Origin of the sequence: Streptomyces sp. UW30, assembly GCF_008042075.1 — a bacterium.
Taxonomy (GTDB): domain Bacteria; phylum Actinomycetota; class Actinomycetes; order Streptomycetales; family Streptomycetaceae; genus Streptomyces.
This window is the reverse complement of record NZ_RDBN01000034.1, coordinates 50,051-74,206: the sequence shown is the minus strand read 5'-3', so window position 1 is coordinate 74,206 and position 24,156 is coordinate 50,051. Positions and strand designations below refer to the sequence as shown.

Sequence of the window (24,156 nt, the reverse complement as noted above, 5' to 3'; positions counted from 1 at the left end):
GCTCAGGCGACTCCCGGCTCCAGCAGGCCGGCGCGCAGCTGCTTGAGGATGCGGCTGATGAGCCGTGAGACATGCATCTGGGAGACGCCGATCTGCTCGGCGATCTGCGCCTGGGTGAGCTCCTCGACGAAGCGCAGATGGATGATCTGACGCTGACGCTCGTCCAGTCCGGCGATCAGCGGGGCCAACGAGTTGAAGTCCTCGACGAGTTCCAGGGACGGGTCCTCCTCGCCGAGCAGGTCGGCCAGGGCGGACTCACCGTTCTCGGCGTCGGCGGTGACGGCCGCGTCGAGGGAGGCGGACTGGTAGCAGTTGGACGCCTTGCGGGCCTCGATGACCTCTTCCTCCGACAGCGACATCAGCTGCGAAAGCTCGCGGGTGGTCGGCGTACGGCCGAGGCGGGAGCTCAGTTCCTCCGTCGCCCTGGCCAGCTCCGAGCGCGCCTCCTGCAACCGGCGCGGCACATGGACCGCCCAACTGGTGTCGCGGAAGAACCGCTTGATCTCACCGACGATGTACGGGACCGCGAAGGTGGTGAACTCGACCTCCCTGGACACCTCGAAGCGGTCGATGGCCTTGATGAGGCCGATGGTCCCCACCTGGACGACGTCCTCCATCGAGTCCCCGCGGGTGCGGAACCGCGAGGCCGCGTACCGCACGAGTGACAGGTTCATCTCGATGAGGGTGTTGCGCACGTACTGGAAGTCGTGCGTGCCCTCTTCCAGCATGACCATTCGGTCGAAGAACCGACGCGACAGCTCGCGTGCGTCCTTGGGGCTCACCGTCGACGGATCCTCGATCAGCGGCAGTGCCGCCTCGCCCGTCGTGACCGTCTCCTGTGCCGTGGCCGTTGCCTGCGCCACCGTCACGGCTGCCATGCCGTCCTCCCGAGAGCCGGAACCAGTTGTCAATTGCCCGCGTGCCCGGGCTCGCGCGGCTCACTCCCCTTTCGTGGCTGCGATCACGAAACGTCCATGAGTTCTGGCCTGAAATCACTCATCGGCACGGTCGATCCGGACACATCGCCCGCGAAAGCCCTCCGCGGAGGCCGGGACCCTTGACGCCGCACAGTCAGCGTGGCTGTCCGCCGCACCCTGTTTGCGTCGTCGGTCGCGGGGCATGCGGGAGTTCGTGCATCGGACCGGAGGCGCACCGGCCCGRCAGCTGTGAAAGCTCCGGGGCCTCGCGCCCCGTGCACCGTTTCCCACGGAGATTCCCTGAGACCGTCATTTCAGGAGCTGTTCCCTCATGTTGGTTGAGACGCCCGCACATGGTTCCGACCGGGCCGGGCATGGGCGGGCAGCCCTTGTATCTCGAACCGCGGCTGGAATCACGGCTGCGTTCCTTGCTGGACTCCCCAGCGCTTCGGGCCCGACACTCCGGGCGCTGACGACCACTCCCCGCGGTTTGCCGTATAGCTCCTTTCCCGGCATCCGGTGGTTTACGCCCCGTACCTGCACTGCTGGGCGGTACGTCAACAGGTGGGCCGAAAATCACCGGTGCCCGGCGCGCGGGTGCCGGGCCGGCCCGGAACACCCCGTTCCGTGATAGGGACACTCCAGTCGACACGATCCACGGATGGGGTTGTTGTGTTCGGTAGGCGGATGGCGGTTGTGATGGTGGCCGGGCTGCTGGGACTGGCCGGTTGCGCTTCCGAGCAGGGCGCGGCCGGGGCCGAGCCGAGGGACGTGGCGGCCGGCACTCCCACCGCCACGTCTCCCTCGGCGCCCGCGTCGGTGACTCCCGCGACGTCCCCAACCGGGTCCCCCCGTCCGTCGCCGGTCCCCGTCACCGGACCGGATCAGCTGCTGGTGACCATGGAGGTCACCGGCGGCTTCGCGGGCGTACACAAGGAGGTGGCGCTGCGGGGCGACGGCAGCGTGCACACCACCGACAAGGGCGAACGCGCGGTGCGCCGCACGAGCCCGGCGCAGTTCACCGAGTTGCGCACGCTGCTCGGCGACCCGGCGCTGGACGACGTCTCCGACCTCACGATGAACATGGAAGCCGCGGACCTGTTCCAGTACACGCTGCGCTTCGGCGGACGCACCGTCAGGACGGACCTGTCCGCCGAGGAGCCCGCGCTCGACCGCCTCGTCCAGGCCCTGAGCGCATGGCTGCCGAAGTAGCGGCTCGAGGCCCGCTCAGCGGCCCTCTCCGGCGATGTTGACCATCCAGGTGATGCCGAAGCGGTCCGTACACATGCCGAAGACGTCGCCCCACATCTGCTTGTCCAGCGGCACGGCCACGTGGGCGCCGGCCGACAGCTTCTCCCAGTAGCCACGCAGTTCGGCCTCGTCGTCACCGCTCAGGCTCACGGACATGTTGTTGCCGGGCTTGTGATCGCCCGTCGGGGTGTCGGCGGCCATCAGCGTGAAGTCGCTCGGTGTCTCGAGCATGCCGTGCATGATGTTGTCGGCCATGGGGGTGTCCTTCTGGCCGAACTCGGCGTAGGTGTTCATGTTCAGGGTGCCGCCGAAGACCTCCTTGTAGAACTCCAGCGCCTGACGGGCGTCACCGGCGAAAGTGATGTAGGGGTTGAGACGCGAGGCCATGGATCCTCCAGCGGTAGGGCCGCGAGCCGACTGCAAGGAAACGTAGCGCGGGCCACTGACAATGGCCCGCGCACACGTCCACATGGCCCACAGCACCTGCTACAGGGTGCGCTCCAGACGGTCCGCCACCAGCTTCACGAACCGCGCGGGGTCCTTGGGCTGGCCGCCCTCGGCGAGCACCGCCAGCGTGTGGAGCAGCTCGGCGGACTCGACGAGCCCCGAGCGGTCCTCGCGCTCCTTGTACGCCTGGTTCAGACCCTTGACCAGCAGGTGGTCGGGGTTGAGCTCCAGGATCCGCTTGGTGCGGGGCACTTCCTGGCCCATCGCCCGGTACATGTTCTCCAGGGCCGGGGTCAGGTCGTGCGCGTCCGAGACGACACAGGCCGGGGAGACGGTGAGCCGTGTCGACAGGCGCACCTCCTTGATGTCCCCGTCCAGCTGCTCCCCCATCCAGCCGAGCAGTCCGGCGTACTCCTCGGCCTGCTTCGCCCGCTCGCCGTCGGCCTTCTCGTCGCCCTCGGCGTCGAGGTCGATCTCGCCCTTGGCGACGGACCGCAGCTTCTTGCCCTGGTACTCGCCCACGGTGTCGACCCACACCTCGTCGACGGGGTCGGTGAGCAGCAGGACCTCGATGCCCTTGTCCCGGAACGCCTCCATGTGCGGGGAGTTCTCGATGCTCTGCCGGGACTCGCCGGTGATGTAGAAGACGTCGTCCTGGCCGTCCTTCATGCGCTCGACGTACTGCGCGAGCGTGGTCGGCTCGTCGTCGGAGTGCGTGGTCGCGAAGGAGGAGACGGCGAGGATGGCCTCGCTGTTCTCGGAGTCGGTGACCAGGCCCTCCTTGAGGGCCGTGCCGAACTCCCGCCAGAACGTGGCGTAGCGGTCGGCTTCCTTGGTCATCATCTCCTTGACCGTGGACAGCACCTTCTTGGTCAGCCGGCGCTGCATCATCCGGATGTGCCGGTCCTGCTGGAGGATCTCGCGGGAGACGTTGAGCGAGAGGTCGGCCGCGTCGACGACGCCCTTGACGAAGCGCAGGTACGGCGGGAGCAGTTCCTCGCAGTCGTCCATGATGAAGACGCGCTTCACATAGAGCTGGACGCCGCGCTTGTACTCCCGCGTGAACAGGTCGTGCGGGGCGTGCGAGGGGATGAAGAGCAGGGACTGGTACTCGAAGGTGCCCTCCGCCTGCAGCCGGATCGTCTCCAGCGGCTCGCGCCAGTCGTGGCTGATGTGCTTGTACAGCTCGTGGTACTCGTCGTCGGACACCTCCTCGCGCGAGCGCGCCCACAGGGCCTTCATGGAGTTCAGCGTCTCGGGCTCGGGCGCGTCGGCGCCGTCGCCGTCGGTCTCGCCCGCCTCCTGGTCCATCCGGATCGGCCAGGTGATGAAGTCCGAGTACCTCTTGACGATCTCCCTGATCTTCCAGGGCGAGGTGTAGTCGTGGAGCTGGTTCTCGGGGTCGGCGGGCTTGAGGTGGAGCGTGACCGAGGTGCCCTGCGGCACGTCGTCGACGGTCTCCAGCGTGTACGTGGCCTCGCCGCGCGAGGTCCAGCGGGTGCCCTGGGCCTCGCCGGCGCGCCGGGTCACCAGCGTCATCTCGTCCGCGGCCATGAAGCCGGAGTAGAAGCCCACCCCGAACTGGCCAATGAGTCCCTCGGCCCCGCCCTCGTCCTTGGCCTCCCGCAGCTCCTGCAGGAAGGAGGCCGTCCCCGAGTTGGCGATGGTGCCGATGAGCCGGCCGACCTCGTCGTACGACATCCCGATGCCGTTGTCCCGGACCGTGAGGGTCCGGCCCTCCTTGTCGACGTCGATCTCGATGTGCAGGTCGGACACATCGGCGTCGAGCGCGTCGTCCCGCAGCTTCTCCAGGCGCAGCTTGTCGAGCGCGTCGGATGCGTTGGAGACGAGCTCGCGCAGGAAGACATCCTTGTTCGAGTAGACCGAGTGGATCATCAGTTGGAGCAACTGACGGGCCTCTACCTGAAACTCAAACGTCTCGGTCGGCATGGTTCGCCACTACCTCACAGGTCCAGTCACCGGAAAAATGGTCCCAGTCACTCTAAGACACGAGGTCAGCGCGGAGTGCCGCGATCCCGGACAGAGCCCTCGCCGGCCCCGCCCACGCCACCCTGAGACATCACAGGCTGTCCCCGGTTCCGTTCGATGCCATGGTCGGGGGGCATCGACGATCGACACGATCGAACGGAGGAGCCGATGCCCACATCACGCCTGCTCTCATCCCGGCGCAGGTCCGCGGCCGTCGCGGGGGCGGCCGCCGTCCTGCTCGCCGGAGCCGGGCTGTTCACCGCCACGCCGGCCCAGGCCGCCCCGCGCCCGTGCCCCGGCGCGGGACCGGGCGACCCGGCGCGCTGCGCCCAGGTGATCGGCATCAACCCGGGCTCGGCCCTGGTGATGCGCACCGAACCGCGCTACGGCGCGGGCGAGGTGGCCCGCTACGGCAACGGGCAGTGGCTGGAGCTGTCCTGCTGGACCACCGGCGACCCGGACGCCGACGGCCACGGCTACCGCTACTGGATGCTCGTCTCCACGCCCAGGTCCTGGGGCTACGTCAACGACTGGTACCTCGACACCGGCGGCCCGAACACGTGGAAGTCCCGGATCCCGCAGTGCTGAGGCGTGGCCCGGGGCTCACACGAGGTGGGCGAAGACCACCAGGTTGGCGGTGTAGTCCTTGACCTCGCGGTCGTAGGCGCCGGCGCAGGTGATGAGGCGGACCTGGGCGCGGGGTGTGTCGCCGTACACACGGTCGCTGGGGAAGGTGTCCTTGTCGAACGTCTCCACGCTGTCGACCGCGAAGGACGCGCTGCGTCCGTCGGCCCGCACGACCTGGAAACGGTCCCCCTTCGCCAGCCCGCCGAGGTTGGCGAACACCGCGGCGGACGTGGCCGTGTCCACGTGCCCGGCGATGATCGACGTGCCCGGCTCACCGGGGGAAGTCCCCTTGGCGTACCAGCCGACGAGGTTGGTGTTGTCGGCCGGCGGGGGTTCGAGCCGGCCGGCCCGGCCGATGGCGAGGTCGGTGAAGGGCGCGTTCACCGAGATCTTGGGGATGAGCAGCCGTAGCGGCCGGGACCGGGGCAGGTGCTTGCCGACGGGCCGTGCGTCGGGCGAGAGCTGTCCGTCCGCGGCGCGGGCGTGCGACTCGCCGTCCCCGAGTGCATGCCGTTCGACCGCCGAGGGGGTGTCCGGCACGCCGGAGCCGGCGTCCCCGCCGCCGCTCAGGGTGATCGCCAGGACCATCAGGGCGATCGCGCTCCAGAACGTCGCCATGGCCACCCGTCTTATCCGCCGCGAGGTGGCGGAGGCGGCGGTGCCGGCAGGGGCCGGATCGGTGTCGGGGGAAGAGGGACAGCCGGCGGGCATCGGACTCCACCTCACTCGGGCACGGCGACGAGCACATCAGAGGGTCACATCAAGAGGGACACATCAAAGGAACACACCGGTCTCAGGGACCGACGGGGCCGCCGCGACGCGCGGCGCACGTGCGGCGGCCACAGCGGCTATGTCATCGGGCATGGTCAGGCCGTGGTTCCGGAGGCCTTCTTGCGGCGCACCACGTACAGACCGGTGCCGGCGACCGCCAGCGCGGCCACCCCGCCGGCGGTCACACTTGACGAGGCGAGGCCGCCGCCGCCCGTGTGCATCCCGCCGTGCGGCTTGTCGTGCCCGGAGCGCCAGGACTCCTCGTCGTGGTCACCGCCCCACGATTCCTCCTCGTCGCCCTTCCACGAGTCCTTCCCGTGGTCCTCCTCCTCGCCGCCCCAGGCCTTCTCGGAGCCGCCGTCCTTGCTGCGGTAGCTGTCCGGGTCGTGCTTCGGGTCCTTGGCACCGCCCCAGTCGTCGTCGTTGTTCACAGCGGCCAGCGCTCCGCCACCCGTGTGCACCCCGCCACGAGGTCCGTCGTGGCTGTCCTCCTCCTCGTGCTCCTTGCTGTACGACTGGTCGTGGTCCTCGGACTTGCCGTGCTCCTCGGACTTGCCGTGCTCCTCGGACTTCCCGTGGTCCTCGGCCTTTCCGTGCTCCTCGGACTTGTCCTGCTCCTTGCTGTGGGAGCTCTCCTCGGGGTCCCAGTCACCCATGGTGACTGCGTAGGCGGCCGGTGCGATCGCCAGCGCGGCCGTGGCCGTCGCGGTGGCGAGCAGCATGCGAACAGAGCGCATAGGTAGATCCTTCCGTCATGGCCTGGGCGGCTGACGCTTCATCACCACTGGAGCCAGGCCTTGACGTGATCCACCGTCAGTCATGTCCAGCCGACGCACCATTCGAAGCGATCACACGGGTTACGGCCACACCCTGACGGCCCTATGTCGACGCGCCACGCCGTGCGGGCGGCCGTGTTCACCCGGTGAGGTTTGCGCCGCGGCGAAGTGGTGAGACGCGTGGGATGTCCCAGCACGCCGTCACAGCCCTCGCCCGTGGTCGCCCCGCACCGCCGTCACCTGCGCCTTCGCAGCAGCGGGATGCGTTCTTCGACAACGCCAAGTACGTGGCGATCGTGCTGGTGGCCGTGGGCCATGCGTGGGAACCGCTGCGGGACGGCAGCCGGGCCGTCTCGGCCGCGTACATGCTGGTGTACGCCTTCCACATGCCCGCGTTCATCATCATCTCGGGCTACTTCTCCCGGGGTTTCGACGGCCGCCCGGAGCGGCTGAAACGCCTGGTCACCGGCCTGATCGTGCCGTATGTCGGGTTCGAGACGGCGTACACCCTCTTCACCCGGTGGACGGACCAGGAGCCGGACCGGCCGATCAGCCTGCTGGACCCGCTGTATCTGACGTGGTTCCTGGCGGCGCTGTTCCTGTGGCGGCTGACCACGCCGCTGTGGCAGCGCGTGCGCCTGCCGCTGCCGCTCGCGCTCGGCGTGGCGATGCTGGCCACGCTCTCGCCGACCATCGGCAACGACCTCGATCTCCAGCGTGCCCTGCAGTTCCTGCCGTACTTCGTGTTGGGGCTGTCCCTGAGGCCCGAGCACTTCCGGCTGGTCCGGCGCCGGGCGGTGCGGATCGCGGCGGTGCCCGCGTTCGCCGGCGCGTTCGCGGTGGCGTACTGGGCGGTGCCGCGGATGACCGGAGGCTGGTTCTACCACCGCGACAGCGCTCAGGAGCTGGGCGCGCCCCCGTGGTACGGGGTCGTGATGACGCCGGTCCTGTTCGTCTGCTCGCTGGCGCTGGTGGCCTGCTTCCTCTCCTGGGTGCCCGGGCGGCGGATGTGGTGCACCGTGCTCGGCACGGGCACGCTGTACGGCTATCTGCTGCACGGCTTCGTCGCGCAGGGCGCCAAGTACGGGGGCTGGTACGACCCCGCCTGGATCCATCGCCCGCCCGGCGCGATCGTCGTCACCCTCGTGGCCGGCGCGGTCGTGACGCTGCTGTGCACGCCGCCCGTGCGGCGGGCCCTGCGCTGGGTGGTTGAGCCGCAGATGCGGTGGCTGTTCCGGCGGGAGGAGGCGGCACCGGACCGGGAGCGGCGCGCCGCCCGGGCGTGAGCCCTTTCAGGTCTCGCTCACCAGACCCGTGACGTGCGAGGTCACGGTGTCGAGGATGTCGTTCCAGGCCGCCTCGTCGCCGAGCACCAGATAGTTCAGGGTCAGTCCGTCGGTCATGGCGGCCAGATAGCGGGCCAGTACGGGGGCGGGGACGCGCAGGCGCAGGCCCATGGACTGCCCCAGCTGGTCGATGAGGTCGGCGTATGTCTCGGCGTACAGCTCGTACTGCCGTCGCGCCAGGTGTTCGAACCCGGGCTGGCGCAGGGCGTACTGCGCCAGCTCGTAGGTGAGCATGTGCTCGTCCGGGTGGGCCCGGACATGGTCCCAGTACGCCTCGAAGCCCGCCCGGACGGTCTCCTCAAGGGTGGCGCGGGGCCGTAGGGCCTCCTTCACCAGCGTCACGTAGTGCCCGGTGATGGTGGTGATGACGGACTCGATCAGCTCCTGCTTGGAGTCGAAGCAGTAGTGGAAGACGCTCAGTGAGACGCCCGCCTCGGCCGCGATGGACCGGGTGGTCGTCCTGGGGACGCCGTCCCGGGCCATCGCCCTGATCGCCGCTTCGGTGAGCTGTCGCCGCCGCTCGGCGGACGGCAACCGTGCCATGGAGCACCTCTCGTGATGTCAGCTGCTGTGGACGCCGACCTCGTAGAGGGAGTAGCCCCAGTCGGTGCCGCGGTCCTCGCCGTGGACGCGTACGTACCTCGCCGGTGTGCCGGTGAACCTGGCCGTGTCCAGGCCGCCGTCGCCGGTGGTCGTGGACCAGGCGGTCCGCCAGTTCACGCCGTCCGTGGAGAGCTCGATGCGGTAGGCCTTACCGTACGCGCGCTCCCAGTCGAGGGTCACCCGTTTGACCACGCGGGTGGAGCCGAGGTCGACCTGGAACCACTGGTCGTCGTTCCAGTCGCTCGCCCAGCGGGTGCCGCCGTCACCGTCGACGGCCCGCCCCGGCTGGTAGCTGGTGAACAGGCTCCACTCCGAGGAGCTGGCCGACGTGGTCGCACCGCGCGCGAGGTTGACCCCGGCCTCGTGGTTCTCGGAGGCCGCCCAGGTGTCGAGGTAGGACTCGGCGCCCTTGAAGAGGTCGTCGACCACGTCCTGGCCGCCGACGCGGCGGATGTCCTCGATCCAGTCGGGGACGAGGCCGTAGTGGGCCGCGCCGTCGGTGTTCAGGTCCCAGGTGCGCTCGCCGGTGGTCTGCCGGTCGATGACCGAGCCGCCGTCGACGCTCTTGAAGGGGTACGTCACCTTGTTGGGCGCGTCCGCTCCGCGCGGTCCCGGCCAGCCGCCGACGCCGTTCATGTCGGTGCCGTAGCCGTAGCCCACGCCGTACTTGTCGCGCAGGGCCTCGGTGCGCTTGGCTTCGGAGATGAAGCCCTCGGAGCCGTGCATGTACTGGGCGATGAAGCCGCCGAGGCCGTAGACCCGCTCGGTCCAGTCCAGGTCCATCCAGCTGTGCGAGGAGAGGACGCCGGGGTAGGACGCGGACTCGAAGATGTCGAGCACCCGGCCGGCGGCCTTGACGCTCATGTGGTCGATCTCCAGCATCATCCCGCGGTTCATCATGCCCCGTGCGGCGTACTCGCCGAGATCGGTGAGCCCTCTGACGTTGCACTGGGCGTCCGCGCTGTACGAAGGGACATCCACGCCCGCCGGGAGTTTCTTCTCGGCCTGCGCCGCGGTGGCGTTGCCGATCGGGTTGTCGTGCTGCGGTCCCTTGCAGGTCTCGGTCTTCCAGAAGGTGCCGGTCGACAGGAACTGGCCGACGTTGATGGCCGTTCCGAGGCCGCCCGAGTCGAAGCGGACGCCGCACAGGGCGTTGTCGAACTTGTGGCACAGGAACATGCTGCGCACGCCCAGCGAGTGCAGCTCGTCGAGGCCCTTGTCGATGTCCTGCTTGCTGCACTGCGCGATGTCCAGGATCTGCTTGCAGCCGAAGGGTTCGGAGGTCTCGACGCCGAGGATGACCGCCAGTTTGCCCTGCTCGATGACCTGGCGTGCCTGCGCGCTGTCGGTGACGATCCGGAACCAGCCCTTGCCGGTGCCGCCGTACATCTTGTCGACGAAGGCCTGCATGTCGTAGGTCAGCTTGGCCTGCAGCCGGATGGAGGTCATCTCGTCGCAGCTGCGGTCCTTGAAGAAGTAGACCGAGCAGATCACGCCGTTGGTGACGAGGTCGTTGACGAGCACGCGCTGGCCGCCGCGCCAGGCCCGTTCCACCCAGGCGTAGTAGTTCTGCTGGTGGGTCAGCGAGTCGTGCGCGGGCCAGTCCTTGAAGGTGGGCCAGCCGTTCGGGTCGTGCTTGCCGTCGCCGCCGTTGGTGATGAAGTCGAAGATCGCGAGGGAGCCGTCGGGGTAGTGCTCGGGGCAGTCCTTGAGGGCGTCGGCGACCCCGGCGTCGGAGAACGCCTTTCCGCAGATGAGCCGCCCGCCGAAGGCCTCGTTCGAGAGGATGTGGTCGTGCGCGTCGACGAAACCGCGCACCTCTCCCTTGGCGTTGGTGCCGGTGAAGGGCTCCCCGGTGACGTTGATCTGGGAGTCCGGCGCGGGTCGTGCGGTCGGGTTCCACCAGTCGGTGCCGGCCGCCGAGCTCGGCGTGGGGCCCAGCGCGATGGACAGCACGAGGAGGAGGAGCGACACGACGGTCACGTTCTTGCGTCTGCGGTACGGGCGTCCGGCTCTGGTCACAGCCCATGTCCCTCGGTCGGCGGGATGGCGCGGTCGACGCGTCCGGCTGTCCTGGGCCCGCGAGCGCGAGCGCCGGGCATGACGGCCGGATTGTCATGACCTCGCAATACGTGCGACGAGGATGGCCACTCCCGCATGACGAGTCAAGAGTCCGGGACAGATGACCTACTGGCCGGAAACAAATGAACTGTTGACGGGGAGTCGGTTCACACCGGGTGGGTGACCCGGATCTTGGACTGGCCGTGCGGGAGTGCCTCCCAGTCCGTCATGAAGCGGGCCCGCAGCCCGTACCTCTCTGCCAGCGTCACGAGGGTCTCGGTGCGGTAGTAGAAGTCCTCCCGCAGGACCTGGTGCTCCTTGCCCTCGGTGCGGTCGAAGGTGAAGTCGAACCAGCCGGTCGGCGCCAGCACGCGGCCGACGCCCGCCAGGCACTCCTCGATGACCGGCAGGGGTGAGTGCGAGAAGACGCTGTGCGCGTGCACCACGTCGAAGTGGGCCTCGGGCAGGAACCGCAGGGTCAGGTCGCGCACCGGAGACAGCGTCGGGAGCCGCCGCTGGAGGCCCATCTCCACGACGGTGTCCTGGGCGGCGAAGAGGATGTCGGGCGAGATGTCGATGCCGTAGTAGTGACCGGGCTCCAGGTGGCGGATGAATCGCCAGCCGCCCCGCAGGTTGCCGCAGCCGATCTCCAGCATCCGGTGCTCGGGCTTGAGTCCGTGTCCGATGAGGTAGTCGAACTGCATCTGCCCGAGCGCCAGCCACCGCTCCCGGCTGTGGCTGCCGACGGCCGCGTCCGGGTCGGCCCGGGTGTCGGAGCGCATCACGGCGCGGTAGTAGGAGACGTGGTCCGGGTGGCGGCGGCGCAGCCACAGGTCGCGGGCCGAGCGGGCCAGATGGCGGGGCACGCGGTCGGGGTGGCGCAGGGCGTAGGCGAGGCGATGGCCGAGGGCGGCGCGGTTCACGGTGAGGTTCTTGGCCGGCATGGGAATCCTGCCTCCCTGGGAACGCGGTACCTCCGAGGATGCGCACCGGCGTGCGGGGGCGCCACAGGTAGGGCCGTCACGGTGACCTGGCGGCTGCGCGGGGAGTGTGTTCGTCCGCTCGAACATCCCACTGCCTGACCGGCCGTTCGTGCGCTACCGTGCAGGAGCCCGCGTCGGATGACGCAGCCATGACAATACAGCGGGGATGGTGACCGTGCGCGGATCTTTGGTGAGAGCCACACTCGCCGCCGTACTTCTCCTGGTCCCCCTGTCGTCCCTTCCTCAGGCTGCGGCCGAGCCGCAGCCCGCCGCCGGACCGCCGACCGCTGTCACCACCGCCGCCGAGGACTGGACGCCGCCGCTCAGCACCCGTGGCCGCTGGATCGTCGACGCCGACGGCGACCGCTTCAAGCTGCGCTCGGGCAACTGGCATGGTGCCAGCGGGACTTGGAACGGTTCCGGCGACTCCGAGGACGACGCGTCCCACCACGCCGGCGAGAACTCCGGCCGGATGCCGCTCGGCCTGGACCGCGCCCCGACGGCCGAGATCATCGCGGGCTTCCTGGAGATCGGGATCAACAGCGTCCGGCTGCCCTTCTCCAACGAGATGGTTCACGACACCCGCCCCGTCACGGACGACTCGGTCGCCGCCAATCCCTCGCTGCGCGGAAAGACGCCGCTTCAGGTGTATGACGCGGTGGTGCGCGAGCTGACGGCGGCCGGTCTCGCGGTGATCCTCAACAACCACACGAACACCACCCGTTGGTGCTGCGGAGTCGACGGCAACGAACGCTGGAACGCCGGCCAGTCCGCCGCCACCTGGGAGGACGACTGGCTGTTCATGGCCCGCCGCTACCGGGACAACCCGCGCGTCGTCGGCGCCGACCTGTACAACGAGGTGCGCCGCTCGGTCTGGGACGACCCCAACTGGGGCCTGGGCGACGACCACGACTGGTTCGCCGCCTCGCAGCGCGTCGGCGACCGCATCCTGACGGAGGCCAACCCGAACCTGCTGATCGTCGTCGAGGGCATCAACTGGACGGGTATCCCAGTCGACGGCCTCCCGCACGAGCGCCCCACCCTGGAGCCGGCCCGCCATCTGTCGCACACGCTCGTCGACTCCGGCAAGCTCGTGTACTCGGCCCACTTCTACGACTACACGGGCCCCCGCCACACCGGCGCCACCGGCACGGGCGAGACCAGCGACCCCCGCTACCGCGACCTGAGTCCCACCGAACTGATCTCCGTCCTGAACCGGCAGGCCTTCTTCGTCACCGGCGAACAGGACCAGCACTTCACCGCCCCCGTGTGGATCAGCGAGTTCGGCGTCGGGGGCCGCGACGAGACCGGTCAGAAGCAGCGGGCCTGGTTCGAGAACTTCGTGGACCAACTGATCCGCACCGACGCCGACTTCGCCTACTGGCCGCTCGTCGGCTGGCACGAGGACCGCAAGGGCAACGGCTGGGCACTGCTGCACTGGGACGCCGAGGGCCGGCGGATGGGCCTGTACGACGGTGACGACTGGCGGGCCGCCGCCTGGACCAGGCTCATCCGGGCCGACGGCCGCACGGGGCCCGTGGCGCCGGTCGCCGAGTGGTCCATGCTCAGCCCCGACCACGGCGACTTCGTCCAGTCACGGCGGATGCGCGCCCTGCCCGACTGGGACGCCGGCGCCCGCAAGGCCGTCTGCCCCGACGGACAGCGGCTGCTCGGCCTCGGCCACACCGGCAACCGGGGGCTGTGCTCGGACGTGACCGCGGGTGCCCTGTGGGACCCGGCCGGCGGACACGAGGTGGTCGTCGACGAGCGCCATGTCCGCGGCGACTGGGCGTCCGGGTACACCAAACTCCAGTGCGCCGACGGGCAGTTCCTCATCGGGTACAGCGTCCGCGGCGCGGCCGTCTCCGCCGTCCTGTGCGCGGCCGCCTCGGCCGGGAGGCTCGGCACGAGCGGCCGTACGGTCTGGTTCGACCGGGGCGACAACCGGGGGCAGGCCGCGAAGGGCGGTGACTTCGCGTACGGCCGCTACAAGGGCCAGTGCGCGGACGACGAGTACGCGGCCGGGATCGCCTACACCGGCCGGGTGGGGTCGTCCCGGACGCCCGACGCGCTGTACTGCCGAAAGCTGGGCTGACCACCGCGTAACGGGCCGACACGCCCCCGGACGGCCGCGGGCAGGGCCGCCGGCGCGATCGCGCCGGGGGATGCTGGAACCCGGATGCGGATCATATGTGCTGTCGCCGTGCTCGCCGCCGCGAACCTGCTGAACAACTGGCTCGCGCGCAGCCCCGCCATGTACCTGGTCGTCTGTGTGAGCGCGACGGCCGTCCTGCTGCTGATCGCCCGCTGGGACGGCCTCACCCCGGCCGAGCTGGGGCTCGACAGGGCGGCGCTGCGCCGGGGACTGCGGTGGGCTCCGGGGCTGGTGGGCGTCGTCCTGATGGTCATGGTGGTCCTCCTCGCCGTTCCGGCCGGGCGGGAGGCATTCCAGGACTCGAGGGCGGTGGATCTGTCCCTGGGGCGAATGCTGTTCGGAGCGCTGGTGCGGGTGCCCTTCGGGACCGTGCTGCTGGAGGAGACCGCCTTCCGAGGCGTGCTGTGGGCCATGATCCGGCGCCGGCACGGCACGGCGTGGGCCACCGGCGTGTCGTCGCTGCTGTTCGGCCTGTGGCACCTGATGCCCTCGCGGGGCATCAACCGCTCCAACGCCGCGCTGGGCTCGGCCTTCGGTGACGGCCCGGCGGGCGTGGCACCGACCGTGGCCGTGGCGATCGCCGCCACGGCCGTCGCCGGGGTGGTCCTGTGCGAGCTGCGCCGCCGCTCGGGCAGCCTGCTGACACCGATGGTGCTGCACTGGGCGGTCAACGGCCTGAGTTACGCGCTGGCCTGGTCGGCGGCCCGTTGGTGGCTGGACGGCTGAGCTCCGGGCTGCGGCGTCAGAAGTTGATCATGTGACCCGCGAGGCCGTGCACCGCTTCCTTGACCGCCTCTCCGAGCGTGGGGTGGGCGTGGACGTTGCGGGCGACCTCGTGCACGGTGAGGTCCCACTGCTGGGCCAGGGTCAGCTCGGGCAGCAGCTCGGTGACGTCCGGGCCGATGAGGTGGCCGCCGAGGAGTTCGCCGTACTTGGCGTCGCTGATCAGTTTCACGAAGCCGGTCGCGTCGCCGAGGCCGTGCGACTTGCCGTTCGCCGTGAACGGGAACTTCGCCACCTGCACGTCGAAGCCACGCTCGCGGGCCTGCGCCTCGGTCCAGCCGAAGCTGGCGATCTGCGGCTGGCAGTAGGTGGCCCGCGGGATCATCACATAGTCCAGCTCCATCGTCTCGGCGTCCGCAAGGGTCTCGGCGGCGACGATGCCCATCGCCTCGGCGGCGTGCGCGAGCATCAGCTTCGCCGTCACGTCGCCGATGGCGAAGATGTGCGGGACGGAGGTACGGCAGCGGCCGTCGATGTCGATCGCGCCGCGTTCGGTGACGGTCACGCCGGTCTTGTCCAGGCCGTAGCCCTCGATGTTCGGCTGGAAGCCGATCGCCTGGAGCACCTTGTCGGCCTCCAGGACCTGCTGTGTGCCGTCCTTGCCGGTGACCGTGACGCGCACCATCTCGCCGGACTCGTCGACCGTGTCGACCCGCGTCGAGGTCAGCACGTCGATGCCCAGCCGGCGGTACTGCTTGGCGAGTTCGGCGGAGACCTCGGCGTCCTCCAGCGGGGCCATGCGGTCCAGGAACTCGACGATGGTGACCTTCACACCGTAGTTGTGCAGCACATAGGCGAACTCGACGCCGATCGCGCCGGCGCCCGCGATGACGATCGAGCGCGGCAGCTCCTCGGCCAGGATCTGCTCCTCGAAGGTCACCACGCGCGCGCTGCGCCGGGTGCCGGGGAGCAGCTTGGGCGTGGCGCCGGTGGCGATGATGCAGTTGTCGAAGCCGATGGTGCGGGTGTTGCCGTCATAGCCGGCCACCTGGAGGGTGTGCGGGTCGAGGAAGGTGCCGCGGCCGTCGATCTCGGTGATCTTGTTCTTCTTCATCAGGTAGTGGACGCCCTTGACCCGGCCGTCGGCGACCTTGCGGCTGCGGCGGAAGGCCTCGCCGTAGTCGAAGGAGACCTGCCCGTCCACCTGGATTCCGAAGGTCTTCGCCTCGCGGGTGAAGATGTGCGCCAGTTCGGCGTTGCGCAGCAGCGCCTTGCTGGGGATGCAGCCCACGTTCAGACAGACGCCGCCCCAGTACTTCTCCTCCACGACCGCCACCCGCTTGCCCAGCTGGGCGGCTCGGATGGCGGCGACATAACCGCCGGGGCCAGCGCCGAGGACCACGACATCGAAGCGCTCGTCCTGCTCGACCATGGAGGGTTCCTTCCTGAGTGCGACGTCCTGCTCTGCCGGTGCCGGACTTTCGTCGGGGACGGTGTCCGGCTTCTTCCAGCATGACCGCATCCACGAGGTCGTGTGGCGATGCGGGAGCGTGACGGTGATCTCAGGAGGGGTGGGCCGTGGCGATCGGGGCGGCTCCCCGGTGTGTCAGCCCGGGCAACGGTGTGTGTCAGCCCAGGCAGAGGAGGTTGAGCACGCAGAGCTGCGCCGGCGTGGTCTCCTCCGGTGCCGGGCTCGTCGGCGCGGGGGTCGCTCCGGAGTCCGCGCCGTCCGTCGGGGCCGGGGCCGGCGTCTGCTGCTCGGCCGCCTCGCCGCCACCGCTGCCGGAGCCGGTCCCGCCGGTGGGCTGGGTGACGGTCTGCGTCTGCGGGACCGTGGTCGCGGTGGGACGCGGGGTGGAGGCGACGTCCGGTCGGGTGAACTGTCGCGTGGTGCGCGAGGTGGTGACGGATTCGCGCGCGGCGTTCGTCGGGGACGGATGTGAGGACGGCGTGTCCGTGCTCGGGGTCGTGCCCGTGTCCGACGGAGTGGACTCCGGGCCGGTGAGCTCCGTCCTTTGCTGCTCCGGAAGCCCCACGTTCGGATGTTCCGGCGCGGTGGCCGCCTGGGCCTTGTCGCCGGAACCCCGGTCCATCGACGCGACGGTCAGACCGCCGCCGACCAGGGCGACGGCGGTCGCGACCACGGCCCGGCGCTGGTTCTTCTTCCAGCGGGCCCGCTGCCGACGCCGCGCCGCCCGGCCCTGCGGGGCTGCGGGCACGCCTTCGACGCCTTCCACGTCGCCGGCCGGTGCCGTCTCGTCGGGCGCGGCCGACGGCGGCGTCTCGTCACGGAAGTAGCCGTCGTACCAGGTGTCGACCGCGGGGTTCTCCCAGGACGTCGTCGCGCCCGGCGCGGTCGACAAGGCGGGACCCCCTGCCGCGGAGGGAGCGATGTCCGGGGCGTAGGCGCCGCACCCGGGGCACACGAGAGCCCCGTTGAGATGCCGACGGCACGAGGAGCAGTAGTCCATCTACGGTCTTTCTGGCTTGACTGCGCCATCGGCCCTGGTCGGCCGCGGCCTGGTCACGTTCGTACTCGGGATCGAACGGCCAGAACGCTAACGAGGCTTTCGACAGGCTGTGTGCAGCCTGAGTGATACTCCTGCGCAGATGTCTCAGGGAGTGTGTGCGCCCCGTGCCCCGCTCACTGGTCACAGCACCCCTCACGGCGCATCCGGCGGCTCACCTCCAGCCACTTCTCCTTCACATGTCGCCCGGAGCCGGCGCCGAAGGCGTCGACCAGGTCCGACTGCTCGAAGAGCACGCCGCCCCGCAGAACCGCTGCCGTACGGATCAGGGTGGCGAAGTCGGTGAACGGGTCGCCGTCCACGACCGTGAGATCGGCCAGTTTGCCCTCCTCCAGCGTGCCGAGGTCGGCGTCGGCGCCGAAGACCCGCGCGGGCAGCAGGGTCGCGGTGCGCAGCGCCTCGGCCGGTGAGAGGCCGGCGCGATGGAGGGCGCGCAGGGCGAGATGCAGATGCAGTCCGACCGGGACGATCGGCTGGTCCGTGCCGAGCGCGACCAGTCCGCCGCCGGCGAGGATCCCCCGGTAGACGTCCATCTCCCGTCCCAGGGTGGCCAGTTGGGCGTCGGTGGGCGGTTGCCCGGCCTGCTCGCGGACGAGCGCGGTGTCCCACGGCGGCATGAGCGCGGTGACGCGCGGGTCGTCCGCGAGCGCGGGGTCGGCGCCGAGGAGGGCCAGCGCCGTGAACGGGGTCGCCACGAGGTGGAAGTCGGTGGCGGTGTAGATCTCCTTCACATCCTGGTACGAGCGCCCAGTCGCGGAGGTGGCGTGCCCGAACTCCAGCCGCTGGGTGGCCTGCAAATGAGTGGTCAGGTCCTGCCCCAGCTGCGCACCCGGGCTGCACAGATGGCTGCCGCTGCGCACGCCGAGCCGCTCGTGCCCGAAGTCCGCGGCCTCCTTCATCACCCAGCCCGGGGCACGGACGTACGTCTTCACGAAGTCCCAGTCCAGCGCCTGGCCACGCGCCAGCGAGCGGCGCAGGCCCGCACGGGTGCGGTGGGCGCGGCCCATGCTGTAGGCGACGCGCGCCCCGTCGAGCAGTTCGCCGGTGGCCAGCAGCCGGGGCCCGGCAAGGACGCCGGCCACGACGGCCTCCCGGATGCGGGCCTGCTCGTAGGCGAAGCCGCCCAGCGAGACGGCCGTCGTGATGCCGTAGGCGAGCTGGAGCGCGGTCTGCCGGCCGCCGTACGTGGTCTGCCAGGGGTGGGTGTGCGCGTCCCACAGTCCGGGGATCACGGTGCGCTCGCTCGCGTCGACGCGGCGTTCGGCAGGGCGACCCGGGCGGTGCGGCGTCACCTCCGCGACCCGGCCGTCGCGGATCAGCAGGTCGATGTCCTCACGGACCTGCGCCCCGGTGCCGTCCCAAAAGCGGCCCGCGTGCACGACCGTGTCCGCCGGGCGCGGTCGGCAGTAGTCCAGCGGGACGCGGACGGTACGGGTCCTGCCGTCGCGGATGTCGATCAGGCGCAGGCGGCCCGCGCAGAGGTAGAGCAGGGTGCGGGCGTCGGCGGACCAGGACGGATGGTCGGCGGGTTCGGTGGTGAGCCGGCGTGGCTCGCCGTCCGGGGTGCCGTCGGCGCGGACCGGCAGCAGCCACAGCGCCGACTCCGCGACCACGGCCATCCAGCGGCCGTCCGGGGACCAGACGGGGCCGCAGTCGTAGCGGTCGGAGAGCGAGGTGTGCGGGGCGAGCGCGTGCAGGGCTGCGGTCCCGGTGGTGGTGTCGACGACACGGATGAGGTTGTAGCCCTCCCGGAAGCGCTGGTTGAGGCGGTTGCGGTCGCAGAGCGCCACATACCGGCCGTCGGGCGACCAGCTGGGCCGGCCGGGCAGTCCGGCGGCGGCGAGCGGTGCGGCGAGGACCCGTTCGGCGCCGTCGGGCAGGTCACGCACCAGGAGGTTGCCGGACATGTCCAGGCACGCCAGCCGCGTCCCGTCGGGCGAGAGCGCGGGGAAGACCCGGCCGCCCTCGGCAAGCACGGTCTCCTCACCGGAGCCGAGGTCGCGGCGCCGTACGGCGAAGAGTCCGTCGCGGTCGTCGGCGTACACCAGCGCCGTGCCGTCGGGCGTCCAGACCGGCGCCAGCACATAGCGGGTGGACGGGACTTGCAGCACCTTGCGGGGCGCGTGGCCGCCCGTGGTCCCGGTGGTCCACAGCGCGTTGAGCGCGGCGAAGGCGACGCACCGGCCGTCCGGTGACAGGGAGGGCAGGTGGAGCGCACGGACGGGACGGGTGCCGGCGGGCTCGAAGTCGTATGCCTTGCCGCGGTAGCGGGGCCGGGGCACGTCCAGCGTGGCGGTGAACGGGATCTCCTCGCCGCCGCCCGGCGCGTCCGGGTCGACCAGGCGGAAGTGTCCGTCGACCGTGAGCAGCAGCCGCTCGCCCTGCGTCCAGCGGGGCGGCGCGGGCAGGAGGTCGCCCGCCACGGGCACGGGCGTGCCGTCCACGACGAGCGTGCAGGAGGCCGCGGGCGAGCCGGTGGTGCGCAGGTACGCCAGACGCCCTGCCGCCGAGACGGCGGGGGTCATGAGCTGGGCGCCGGAGTCGTCGGTGTGCTCGATGGTGACCGGGCCCGAGCCGTCGGCGGCGACCGATGCGACGGTTCTCGCGCGCAGTGTGCCGGTGGCGGTGACGCCGGCCCGCACGAAGAGGACGCGCTCGCCGTCGGGCGACCACGCCGGGTCGAAGTCCTCCCAGCGGCCGCCTTGCCCGGGGCCCTCCTGGCCAGGGCGCCCGGTCAGCTGTGCCAGCTCGCCGGTGCTCAGGTCCACGATCCAGACGCGGTACGGGGCGCCGGTCACGGTGTCGCCGCCGCGCTCGGAGGCGAACGCGATCCGGGTGCCGTCCGGCGACCATGCCGGGCCCCGGTCGTCCCACGGCCCGTCGGTGAGCCTGCGCAGGCCGGAGCCGTCCGGCCGCAGCGTCCAGAGGTGGAAGCCCCCGCCGTGGTAGGCGCACACGACGAGCCGGCTGCCGTCGGGCGAGAACTGCGGGCGGGTGGGTTCGAGACCGGGCGAGGTGAGCGGTACGGCGGTGCCGCCCTGCCTCGGGATGGACCAGAGCACGTTCTGGACCTCGGCGACCAGCTTGTCACCGGAGGGGGCGAGGGTGGCGGAGCCGCCCGTGGCGGCGGTGAAGGAGAGGGTGGTCGTACCGGAGTCGGCGGCCGCGGCCTGCGGGCCCACGGTGGTGAGCGCCGCGGCGGTGGCGGTGGCCTGAAGGAATCTGCGGCGGGAGAGCGGGCCGAGTGTGAGGGCGCCGGAGGCGTCTTCGGTGTCCAAGTGAGCTCCCAGTGCGCGGAGTTGGCGGATCGAAAGGGAGGGACCACTGGTGGCAAACGTACGGCGCGGGGCCCGGTTACGGGCCCCGCGCCGTCGTTTCTCGGCCGTTCCTCTGGACACCGAGGGCGGCCGGGCTGGATCTGTTCCCTATCGGCCCCCGATATCCGGCATCGGACGACCGCGGTCAGACGCGGCCCGCCGACGCGGCCTTGCGGAGTTCCTCCGCGTCGTAGATCACCTCGGCGCGGACGAGCACGCCGTCACGGACTTCGAGCAGTTCGGCGGCCGTCATGGTGCCGGGGACAGCGGTGAGGTTCCAGGAAACGAAGGCGCAGGCCCTGTCCCCGTCGACGAATCGGTGGCGGACGGTGAAATCGGTGGCGGCCGGGCCAAATTGCCCGGCCATCGCGCGGAAGCCGTCAGCGGAATCGAAGTTGCCCACCGGACCGACGAAGACGAAGTCGTCCGCGAGGGGAACCTCGCTCATGTCTCCGGCACGGTTGATCCAGGCGTCGTAGTACCGCTCGACGATTTCTGCCGTGGTCATGCGACCAACTCCCGTAGAGAAGTGTGCAGGTGGCCGTGGGCACGCCGGTGCCGACGGCTCATTCACGTCGGTTGGAAATACTAGTGGTCGAGCGACGGGGCCGCAGAAGCTCCGAAGCGGAGGTGCCTGAATTCGGCCGTGCTTGAACGGCAGGTCAAATGCCGATGCGCTTGACCAATTCCCGCAGGTCCGGATCGGCGTTCGCCCGGTCGAAGGCTGCGGCGAGGGTCTGGAGATAGGCCGGAACGGCGGCGTCCAGGGTCTCGCGACCGGACGCGGTGATGGCCGTGAATACGCCGCGTCTGTCCTTCTCGTAGTGAATACGCTCGACGAGATCCTGCCGCTCCAGACGGGTGACCAGGCGACTCACCGAGCTCTGGTTCATGCCGACCGCCTCGGCCAGCGCCTGCATCCGCAGTCCGGGACGGCCGCTCCCGGAGACCTGGGCGAGCGCCTCCAGTGCGGTGTATTCGCTCAGCGACAGCCCGAACCTGTCCTGGAGGGCCTTCTCGACCAGCTCGGACACCTGGGTGTGAAAGGCGACGAGCTTGTTCCAGGCACCCTGCTCCATCTGGGTGGCCTGTCGTTCCGATGCACTCTGACCCATCGCTACTACCCTCCTGACGCCGGAGGAGCAGCTCGCGGCAACCAACAACGGTACAACTACCTAATGTACTCGTAAAGGTACGCGCAATCATTGCACAGGACCACATCCACTCGCCACCGGACCACGATGGAGATCCGGACCTATGGGTGCGGCCGAAAATCCGTACTCCGGGCCACGATCTCGAAGCATTCGGCGGACTCGTGCCGGGTACTGCCGTGCAACCGCTGGACGTGCGCCACATACGATTCGGCCGTTCCGGGCCCGAGCGCCGCGCGCAGCCCGGCGCCGCCGAGCCGGACCGCGCTCGCCAGTGCCGCGTAGTGACCGGAGTCGGCCGGCGCCTTCGCCACCGCTTCGACCGTGAAGCCTGCCGCCGTGAGCGCACTCGTCCACTGACGTGACGCTCTATGACCACCGGGCAGGTCCGTCCCGGTGACGATCACGATCCCGCCTTCGGACCCGAGGACACGCCGCCAGCCCCGGGCGGCGACCGCGAGCGGCGTGGAGGGCCAGAAGTCGAGCGCCACGACGACATCGAAGGACGCGACGGGCAGGTCGAGTTCGTCCAGGTGCGCCACGGTGAAATCGAGATCGGGGGCGACCGGCACCGGGTGCGGCCGCGCCGCCGTACCGGCGGCCTCCCGTACTCCGACGACCTGGAACTCCTTGGATTCCAGATCCGTCATACCCCGTTGACGCAGCAACGCGCCGATATCCAGAATTCGTTGACCGGACCGCACCCCGGCGCGGGCTAATATCCGGCGGGTCTCTGTCGTTTCACTCTCGGTGGCCTCGGTGTCCGGTGGTCGCATCCGGTGACTTGCGTCACGAGGCTCGATCGAATCTTGATTGACCGGGTTTCGTACGGCCATGCACGCCCCCATCATCCCCGTTATGGACCAACTGCCGCCCGACTGGAATCAATTGACGGCAGCGATCCCCGCACAAGCGTACTCCATCCCACCGCACTCTCCCGGACGATTCACCCCGGGAGCGGACGACTTGGTGCAGGCCGACTAGGCACTTGCACGGGAAGTGACGATCGAGTGAAGGAAGGGTGAGTGAGGGCGAAGCAATGCGCGCAGGGCGCGAAGTCAGATTCGCGCCAACTGTTCAGTGAAACGCTCCACTGTTTCCATGGTCTGATCGGCATTCAGCCTGGGGTCGCAAGCGGTGCGGTAGGCACGCGGCAGATCGTTTTCGGAGATTCCGCAACGCCCCCCGACGCATTCGGTGACGGACTCGGCGGTGCTCTCCAGGTGCAGGCCGCCGGGCCGGCCGCCGCCCCGGCACACGGCCCGTACGAACGCCTCGGTCTCGGCGAGCACCGCCCGCAGATGCCGGGTCTTGTGGCCGGTCGCGGCCCGGACGGTGTTGCCGTGCATCGGGTCGCACAGCCACACGGCCGCGTGGCCCGCCGCATGGACGGCCTCCACCAGCGGCGTCAGGCGGTCCTCGATCCGGTCCGCGCCCATCCGGGAGATCAGGACCAGACGGCCGGGCCTGCGGTCGGGGTCGAGCGTCGCGGCCAGACGCACGACCTCACCGGGCGTCATCCCGGGTCCCACCTTGCAGCCGACCGGGTTCAACAGCCCGGCGAGGAAGCGCACATGGGCACCGTCGGGGTGCCGGGTCCGCTCGCCCGTCCAGGGCAGGTGGGTCGAGGTCAGGACCCAGGCCTGTGCCTCGGTGTCCCATCTGGTCAGGGGTTCCTCGTAGTCCAGGACGAGGGACTCGTGGCTGGTCCACAGCGCGGGCAGGCCGTCACCCCAGTGCCCGCGCATGGGCAGCCCCTCGTCGGCGGCGCGGCGCAGCAGGAACAGGGTGCGGGCGGCGTGTTCGTATCCCCACAGCATCCGGCGTGGATCGGGGCGGCGCGCGGTCGCGTCCGGTGCCATGTCGTTGACCAGGAAACCCCGGAACGCGGGCATCCGGACCCCGTCGACCTCCTCCGTCTGTGACGAACGGGGCTTGGCGAACTGCCCCGCGATCCGGCCCACGGTGAGCACGGGCAGCGCGAGCCGTTCCTCGACGGTCCGTGAGACGTCCCGGAACAGCGCCAGGGTCCGGCCGATGCCCGCCGGGGTCGCCGGGGCGAACGGCTCGGCGCAGTCGCCCATCTGGATCACCATCCCTCGGCCGTAGGCCACTTCGGCGAGCCGGCGCCGTAGCGTCAGCACCTCCTCGGCGCTCACCAGGGCCGCCCGCGCGGCGAGTTGGCCATGCGCCTGCCGCAGGCGGTCGTCGTGCGGCCAGCCGGGCGGTTGCCCGGCCGGCAGCCCGCGCCAGCGCGCAGGATGCCACGGGGCGCGGCCCTGGAGCGAGGACATCGTCACCACCACGTCATCACCTGCATCGGTTTGCGTCCTCCCTCTCGCACGGTGGTCGCCATGTCAGGGGCGTCCGTCCGCCATGTCCCGGAGGATCGTCTTGAGGATCTTGCCGGAGCGGTTGCGCGGCAGGGTGTCCAGGAACGTGATCAGGGCGGGCCGGTGATGGCCGGCCAGTTCCGCCGCGATCAGCCGGGTGAGTTCGTCGGGGCTGGGG

Annotated in this window: 20 protein-coding genes; 5 read left to right on the top strand and 15 right to left on the bottom strand. The window is 70.3% G+C overall.

All coding sequences use genetic code 11. The features are described from left to right. Nucleotides 1-2: 2 nt before the first annotated feature. Nucleotides 3-878 (bottom strand): RNA polymerase sigma factor SigF, encoded by an 876-nt coding sequence (locus EAO75_RS18045; protein ID WP_147996115.1) that lies wholly within the window; start codon nucleotides 876-878, stop codon nucleotides 3-5. Between the two features lie 726 nt (nucleotides 879-1,604). Between EAO75_RS18045 and EAO75_RS18040 the strand changes: the two genes are divergently transcribed. Continuing rightward, nucleotides 1,605-2,129: a hypothetical protein gene (locus EAO75_RS18040; protein ID WP_187284494.1), complete on the top strand. Its 525-nt coding sequence runs from the start codon at nucleotides 1,605-1,607 to the stop codon at nucleotides 2,127-2,129. Nucleotides 2,130-2,144: 15 nt separating this feature from the next. On the opposite strand, the gene EAO75_RS18035 is transcribed toward EAO75_RS18040, so the two are convergent. Beyond that, on the bottom strand, nucleotides 2,145-2,555 hold the full coding sequence (locus tag EAO75_RS18035; protein WP_147996114.1) for a VOC family protein: 411 nt from the start codon (nucleotides 2,553-2,555) through the stop codon (nucleotides 2,145-2,147). Nucleotides 2,556-2,654: 99 nt separating this feature from the next. After that, entirely contained in the window at nucleotides 2,655-4,565 is a 1,911-nt protein-coding gene (gene htpG / locus EAO75_RS18030; RefSeq protein ID WP_147996113.1) for a molecular chaperone HtpG, read from the bottom strand. Between the two features lie 207 nt (nucleotides 4,566-4,772). On the opposite strand from htpG, the gene EAO75_RS18025 reads away from it, so the two are divergent. Continuing rightward, the gene (locus EAO75_RS18025; protein ID WP_147996112.1) at nucleotides 4,773-5,192 is read left to right on the top strand and encodes a hypothetical protein; all 420 of its coding nucleotides are present in this window, start codon (nucleotides 4,773-4,775) and stop codon (nucleotides 5,190-5,192) included. Between the two features lie 15 nt (nucleotides 5,193-5,207). On the opposite strand, the gene EAO75_RS18020 is transcribed toward EAO75_RS18025, so the two are convergent. Both EAO75_RS18020 and EAO75_RS18015 read right to left on the bottom strand, forming a co-directional pair. Then, on the bottom strand, nucleotides 5,208-5,942 hold the full coding sequence (locus tag EAO75_RS18020) for a class F sortase (RefSeq protein WP_187284493.1): 735 nt from the start codon (nucleotides 5,940-5,942) through the stop codon (nucleotides 5,208-5,210). Between the two features lie 155 nt (nucleotides 5,943-6,097). Further along, nucleotides 6,098-6,739: a hypothetical protein gene (locus EAO75_RS18015; RefSeq protein ID WP_147996111.1), complete on the bottom strand. Its 642-nt coding sequence runs from the start codon at nucleotides 6,737-6,739 to the stop codon at nucleotides 6,098-6,100. Between the two features lie 224 nt (nucleotides 6,740-6,963). Here EAO75_RS18015 and EAO75_RS18010 point away from each other — a divergent pair, with 224 nt between their 5' ends. Continuing rightward, nucleotides 6,964-8,064, top strand: coding sequence for an acyltransferase family protein (locus EAO75_RS18010; RefSeq protein WP_147996110.1), 1,101 nt, complete (start codon nucleotides 6,964-6,966; stop codon nucleotides 8,062-8,064). 6 nt (nucleotides 8,065-8,070) lie between these two features. On the opposite strand, the gene EAO75_RS18005 is transcribed toward EAO75_RS18010, so the two are convergent. The 3 genes from EAO75_RS18005 to EAO75_RS17995 all read right to left on the bottom strand — a co-directional run bounded on the left by EAO75_RS18005 (nucleotide 8,071) and on the right by EAO75_RS17995 (nucleotide 11,732). Next, nucleotides 8,071-8,667 carry a TetR/AcrR family transcriptional regulator gene (locus EAO75_RS18005; RefSeq protein ID WP_147996109.1) on the bottom strand — a complete coding sequence of 199 codons (597 nt, stop codon included), beginning with the start codon at nucleotides 8,665-8,667 and terminating at the stop codon, nucleotides 8,071-8,073. 18 nt (nucleotides 8,668-8,685) lie between these two features. Continuing rightward, nucleotides 8,686-10,749, bottom strand: coding sequence for a discoidin domain-containing protein (locus EAO75_RS18000; RefSeq protein ID WP_147996108.1), 2,064 nt, complete (start codon nucleotides 10,747-10,749; stop codon nucleotides 8,686-8,688). A gap of 206 nt (nucleotides 10,750-10,955) precedes the next feature. Continuing rightward, nucleotides 10,956-11,732: a class I SAM-dependent methyltransferase gene (locus EAO75_RS17995; protein ID WP_147996107.1), complete on the bottom strand. Its 777-nt coding sequence runs from the start codon at nucleotides 11,730-11,732 to the stop codon at nucleotides 10,956-10,958. A 205-nt stretch (nucleotides 11,733-11,937) separates the two neighbouring features. On the opposite strand from EAO75_RS17995, the gene EAO75_RS17990 reads away from it, so the two are divergent. Together EAO75_RS17990 and EAO75_RS17985 are read left to right on the top strand one after the other, a co-directional pair. Then, complete coding sequence (locus EAO75_RS17990) at nucleotides 11,938-13,866, top strand: glycoside hydrolase family 5 protein (RefSeq protein WP_147996106.1); 1,929 nt, start codon at nucleotides 11,938-11,940, stop codon at nucleotides 13,864-13,866. Nucleotides 13,867-13,950: 84 nt separating this feature from the next. Then, entirely contained in the window at nucleotides 13,951-14,652 is a 702-nt protein-coding gene (locus EAO75_RS17985) for a CPBP family intramembrane glutamic endopeptidase (protein ID WP_147996105.1), read from the top strand. 16 nt (nucleotides 14,653-14,668) lie between these two features. On the opposite strand, the gene lpdA is transcribed toward EAO75_RS17985, so the two are convergent. The 7 genes from lpdA to EAO75_RS17945 form a co-directional block, all read right to left on the bottom strand. Then, on the bottom strand, nucleotides 14,669-16,081 hold the full coding sequence (lpdA, locus tag EAO75_RS17980; protein WP_147996104.1) for a dihydrolipoyl dehydrogenase: 1,413 nt from the start codon (nucleotides 16,079-16,081) through the stop codon (nucleotides 14,669-14,671). A 196-nt stretch (nucleotides 16,082-16,277) separates the two neighbouring features. Next, nucleotides 16,278-17,012, bottom strand: a complete 735-nt coding sequence (locus EAO75_RS45920) for a hypothetical protein (protein WP_187284492.1) — start codon at nucleotides 17,010-17,012, stop codon at nucleotides 16,278-16,280. Nucleotides 17,013-17,293: 281 nt separating this feature from the next. Beyond that, complete coding sequence (locus EAO75_RS17965) at nucleotides 17,294-20,455, bottom strand: amidohydrolase family protein (protein WP_147996101.1); 3,162 nt, start codon at nucleotides 20,453-20,455, stop codon at nucleotides 17,294-17,296. 184 nt (nucleotides 20,456-20,639) lie between these two features. Continuing rightward, on the bottom strand, nucleotides 20,640-21,002 hold the full coding sequence (locus tag EAO75_RS17960; protein ID WP_147996100.1) for a nuclear transport factor 2 family protein: 363 nt from the start codon (nucleotides 21,000-21,002) through the stop codon (nucleotides 20,640-20,642). A 154-nt stretch (nucleotides 21,003-21,156) separates the two neighbouring features. Beyond that, nucleotides 21,157-21,609, bottom strand: coding sequence for a MarR family winged helix-turn-helix transcriptional regulator (locus tag EAO75_RS17955; RefSeq protein WP_147996099.1), 453 nt, complete (start codon nucleotides 21,607-21,609; stop codon nucleotides 21,157-21,159). Nucleotides 21,610-21,749: 140 nt separating this feature from the next. Beyond that, nucleotides 21,750-22,481 carry a class I SAM-dependent methyltransferase gene (locus EAO75_RS17950; protein WP_147996098.1) on the bottom strand — a complete coding sequence of 244 codons (732 nt, stop codon included), beginning with the start codon at nucleotides 22,479-22,481 and terminating at the stop codon, nucleotides 21,750-21,752. Between the two features lie 222 nt (nucleotides 22,482-22,703). Next, a complete protein-coding gene (locus EAO75_RS17945) occupies nucleotides 22,704-23,951 on the bottom strand; it encodes a 3-deoxy-7-phosphoheptulonate synthase (protein WP_222723967.1) in 1,248 nt (415 codons plus the stop codon). Nucleotides 23,952-24,156: the final 205 nt, after the last annotated feature.

Bases quoted from the DNA above. Each gene is read 5' to 3' on its own strand.
- EAO75_RS18045 (WP_147996115.1), bottom strand. From the start codon at position 878: ATGGCAGCCGTGACGGTGGCGCAGGCAACGGCCACGGCACAGGAGACG.
- EAO75_RS18040 (WP_187284494.1), top strand. From the start codon at position 1,605: ATGGCGGTTGTGATGGTGGCCGGGCTGCTGGGACTGGCCGGTTGCGCT.
- EAO75_RS18035 (WP_147996114.1), bottom strand. From the start codon at position 2,555: ATGGCCTCGCGTCTCAACCCCTACATCACTTTCGCCGGTGACGCCCGT.
- htpG (WP_147996113.1), bottom strand. From the start codon at position 4,565: ATGCCGACCGAGACGTTTGAGTTTCAGGTAGAGGCCCGTCAGTTGCTC.
- EAO75_RS18025 (WP_147996112.1), top strand. From the start codon at position 4,773: ATGCCCACATCACGCCTGCTCTCATCCCGGCGCAGGTCCGCGGCCGTC.
- EAO75_RS18020 (WP_187284493.1), bottom strand. From the start codon at position 5,942: ATGCCCGCCGGCTGTCCCTCTTCCCCCGACACCGATCCGGCCCCTGCC.
- EAO75_RS18015 (WP_147996111.1), bottom strand. From the start codon at position 6,739: ATGCGCTCTGTTCGCATGCTGCTCGCCACCGCGACGGCCACGGCCGCG.
- EAO75_RS18010 (WP_147996110.1), top strand. From the start codon at position 6,964: ATGTCCCAGCACGCCGTCACAGCCCTCGCCCGTGGTCGCCCCGCACCG.
- EAO75_RS18005 (WP_147996109.1), bottom strand. From the start codon at position 8,667: ATGGCACGGTTGCCGTCCGCCGAGCGGCGGCGACAGCTCACCGAAGCG.
- EAO75_RS17995 (WP_147996107.1), bottom strand. From the start codon at position 11,732: ATGCCGGCCAAGAACCTCACCGTGAACCGCGCCGCCCTCGGCCATCGC.
- EAO75_RS17990 (WP_147996106.1), top strand. From the start codon at position 11,938: ATGGTGACCGTGCGCGGATCTTTGGTGAGAGCCACACTCGCCGCCGTA.
- EAO75_RS17985 (WP_147996105.1), top strand. From the start codon at position 13,951: ATGCGGATCATATGTGCTGTCGCCGTGCTCGCCGCCGCGAACCTGCTG.
- lpdA (WP_147996104.1), bottom strand. From the start codon at position 16,081: ATGGTCGAGCAGGACGAGCGCTTCGATGTCGTGGTCCTCGGCGCTGGC.
- EAO75_RS17960 (WP_147996100.1), bottom strand. From the start codon at position 21,002: ATGACCACGGCAGAAATCGTCGAGCGGTACTACGACGCCTGGATCAAC.
- EAO75_RS17955 (WP_147996099.1), bottom strand. From the start codon at position 21,609: ATGGGTCAGAGTGCATCGGAACGACAGGCCACCCAGATGGAGCAGGGT.
- EAO75_RS17950 (WP_147996098.1), bottom strand. From the start codon at position 22,481: ATGGCCGTACGAAACCCGGTCAATCAAGATTCGATCGAGCCTCGTGAC.